The 2,558-nt window shown below is 59.1% G+C and carries 3 protein-coding genes; 2 read left to right on the top strand and 1 reads right to left on the bottom strand.

What is annotated here, in order from left to right; all coding sequences use genetic code 11:
- The first annotated feature begins 60 nt into the window (after nucleotides 1–60).
- Complete coding sequence (gene pabB, locus WLY71_RS30300) at nucleotides 61–1,398, top strand: aminodeoxychorismate synthase component I (RefSeq protein ID WP_347806512.1); 1,338 nt, start codon at nucleotides 61–63, stop codon at nucleotides 1,396–1,398.
- A gap of 88 nt (nucleotides 1,399–1,486) precedes the next feature.
- Here the strand turns inward: pabB and thrH are convergent, their stop codons facing one another.
- On the bottom strand, nucleotides 1,487–2,104 hold the full coding sequence (gene thrH, locus WLY71_RS30295; RefSeq protein WP_347806511.1) for a bifunctional phosphoserine phosphatase/homoserine phosphotransferase ThrH: 618 nt from the start codon (nucleotides 2,102–2,104) through the stop codon (nucleotides 1,487–1,489).
- A gap of 173 nt (nucleotides 2,105–2,277) precedes the next feature.
- On the opposite strand from thrH, the gene WLY71_RS30290 reads away from it, so the two are divergent.
- Nucleotides 2,278–2,558 (top strand): phosphoadenosine phosphosulfate reductase domain-containing protein (locus tag WLY71_RS30290; RefSeq protein WP_347806510.1); only part of this gene is annotated, 281 nt, incomplete at its 3' end.

The raw sequence follows: 2,558 nt of genomic DNA, 5'->3' as shown, positions 1-2,558 counted from the left end.
GCAATTCCCCGAGGGGACTACAATCGCCACCCCCGCCTCGATGGCTGATCTGCCCCGCCCATGTTGACCTGTTCCGTACACCCGCTCCCCTATCGCGCCAACCCCGCCGAGTACTTCGCGGCGATTCGTCATGCCCCCGGTGCCGTGCTGCTCGACAGTGGCCGGCCGAGTGCCGAGCGTGGACGTTATGACCTGCTCAGTGCCTGGCCGCTGGAGCAAATAGCAGTATTGCCTGACGAAAGTGGCAGCGATTTCCTGCAACGCCTTCGCGACAATCTGGCACGACTCGGTGAAGCGGCTGTTCCTTACGATTTGCCCTTCGCTGGCGGCTTCATCGGTTACCTGAGCTACGACTTCGGTCGGCATCTGGAAAACCTGCCCAGTCAGGCGCAGGACGATCTGCAATTGCCCGACGCACGTTTTGGGCTGTACGACTGGGCGCTGATCAGCGATCACCAACTGAGTACAAGTCAGTTGGTCTTCCACCCGTCGCTGATCGACAGCGAACGTCAGCGTCTGATCACGCTATTCAGTAAGCCTACGGCTGAAGCAGTCGAGTCTTTCACGTTGAAAGCCCCGATGAAGGCCGACCTGAGCGCTGACGAGTATCGCAACGCGCTAGAACGCATTCAGCAGTACATCCAGGCCGGCGACTGCTACCAGGTCAATTTCGCCCAGCGTTTCCGCGCGCAGTGCCAGGGCGATCCTTGGGCCGCGTATTGCGCGCTGCGGGCGGCGTGCCCGACGCCGTTTTCCGGTTTTCAGAGCTTGCCTGACGGCGGTGCGGTACTGAGTCTGTCGCCAGAACGCTTCGTCAAAGTCAGCGAACGCCATGTGGAAACCCGTCCGATCAAAGGCACCCGCCCTCGCGGACTGACCGCTGCCGAAGATGAGGCAAACGCCGCCGAACTGCTGGCCAGCCCCAAGGACCGCGCAGAAAACCTGATGATCGTCGACTTGCTGCGCAACGACCTCGGCCGTACTTGCCGTATCGGTTCCGTGCGAGTGCCGGAGTTGTTCAGCCTGGAAAGCTACCCGAACGTGCATCACCTGGTGAGCAGTGTCACCGGAGAACTGGCGGATGACCGGGACGCGCTGGACCTGATCGCCGGCAGCTTCCCTGGCGGCTCGATTACCGGTGCACCGAAAATTCGTGCAATGCAGATCATCGACGAACTGGAGCCGACGCGTCGCGGGTTGTACTGCGGGTCTTTGCTCTATCTGGACGTGCGCGGCGAGATGGACAGCTCCATCGCCATTCGCAGTTTGCTGGTCAAGGATGGGCAGGTGTGTTGCTGGGGCGGTGGCGGGATCGTCGCGGACTCGGAGTGGCAGGCCGAGTATCAGGAATCGATTACCAAGGTGAAGGTCCTTCTCGACACCCTGCAAAACCTGTAGGAGCTGCCGCAGGCTGCGATCTTTTGATCTTGCCTTTTAAAGCAAAGTCAAAAGATCGCAGCCTGCGGCAGCTCCTACATGAATGTGTTTACAGGCTCAACGCCCGATTCGAAGCCTTGATGAACTCCTGCTTCAGCTCTTCAAAGCTGTGCACCGCCGGGAACTGCGGAAACTCGCGAATCACATTGTCCGGCGCATGGAACAGAATCCCCGCATCCGCCTCACCCAACATCGTGGTGTCATTGTAGGAATCCCCCGCCGCGATCACCCGGTAGTAAAGGCTTTTGAAGGCCAAAACCGACTGGCGCTTGGGATCTTTCTGACGCAACTGATAGCTCGTCACCCGACCGGAATCGTCAGTAATCAGACGATGGCAGAGCAAGGTCGGGAAGCCCAGTTGACGCATCAGCGGCTGGGAGAACTCGTAGAACGTGTCCGACAAAATCACCACCTGAAAGCGCTCAAGCAGCCAGTTGACGAACTCGATAGCGCCATCCAGCGGCTTGAGCGTGGCGATCACTTCCTGGATGTCGGTGAGTTTCAAGCCGTGTTCGTCGAGAATCCGCAGACGCTGCTTCATCAGCACGTCGTAGTCGGGGATGTCCCGGGTGGTCGCCCTCAGGGACTCGATCCCGGTTTTTTCGGCGAAGGCGATCCAGATTTCCGGGACCAGTACACCTTCAAGATCCAGACAGGCAATTTCCACAAGACACTCCCATTTGTATTGATTATTGAGTCGAGCGAGCAAAAGGACTGCCGAACTCTAGCGACTCAGGCCGGCCGGTGCAACGCAGAGGGCGCGCCAGCTGCCGTAGGTTTTTGTTACCATCAGGGCCATATAGAGCGCCCAGCGCCACCGACCTGTAGGAAGCCGCCCTGATGAGCCCAACGTTCGACGTCGTGGAACTCGCCACGACCTATGCCAACAAATCCGCCCAGGACATCCTGAAACTCGCGTTCGCCGAGTTTGGCGATGACCTGTGGATATCTTTCAGCGGCGCCGAAGACGTGGTGCTGGTGGACATGGCCTGGAAGCTGAACAAGAACGTCAAAGTGTTCAGCCTCGACACCGGCCGCTTGCACCCCGAGACCTACCGCTTCATCGATCAGGTACGCGAGCACTACAAGATCGACATCGAACTGGTGTCGCCGGACTACAC

It is taken from the genome of Pseudomonas rossensis (assembly GCF_039888995.1).
GTDB lineage: Bacteria > Pseudomonadota > Gammaproteobacteria > Pseudomonadales > Pseudomonadaceae > Aquipseudomonas > Aquipseudomonas rossensis.
The sequence above is the reverse complement of the archived record's forward strand: the minus strand, read 5'-3'. Positions and strand labels throughout refer to the sequence as shown.